We start from the raw sequence: 580 nt of genomic DNA on the forward strand, positions 1-580 counted from the left end.
CCCCCCCCCCCCCCGGTCCCGGTCTCGAGGGAGCTAGTAACCCAGCTCGTTCAGTGATTCGGAGAAGATCTGCATCCCTCGCTGGATCTCCGCGTCGCCCGTCACGTAGAGCTCCTGGCGCAGGTCGGAGACCGTGAGCTGTGCCTTGCTGATCAGCCGCTCATGCTCCTCTGAATCGATCTCGGCCTGGAGCACGTCGCTCGGTCCCTTCACGATCGCGAAACCGTGGCCCCCGTCGTAGGAGAAGAAGGGCTCGGGCTCCGACACTTTCCCGTCCGCCGCCTTCTTTCCCCAGAACGTGAGGAAGTCCATGAACGACTCGATTGCCTTCGCTTCTCGTCCACGCGCCGGTTGCGACCACGTGGTCACCAACGCTGCGTTGCGCGCCATGAGCGTCTCCCTCCCCGGCCCCAGCGGGCTCGTCCGAAGATGCGCAGCGCGCCCGACCCGGCCGCGCATCCCTCAGGTCGAACCTAGGCTTTTCGCGGAGAACCCTCAATAGGCAAAGCGAACCATCTCTCAACTGCGCTCCGCAGCCGTCCGGGGGCGGCAAGCGTCGGGGGGGGGGGGGGGGGGGGGG

1 protein-coding gene is annotated in these 580 nt (G+C 66.9%); it reads right to left on the reverse strand.

Annotation, left to right across the window (positions count from 1 at the left end; all coding sequences use genetic code 11):
• Nucleotides 1-33 precede the first annotated feature (33 nt).
• The gene (locus tag WEB06_01535; protein MEX2554295.1) at nt 34-390 is read right to left on the reverse strand and encodes a hypothetical protein; all 357 of its coding nucleotides are present in this window, start codon (nt 388-390) and stop codon (nt 34-36) included.
• Nucleotides 391-580 lie beyond the last annotated feature (190 nt).

It is taken from the genome of Actinomycetota bacterium, assembly GCA_040905475.1.
In the GTDB taxonomy this organism is placed as follows: domain Bacteria; phylum Actinomycetota; class AC-67; order AC-67; family AC-67; genus DATFGK01.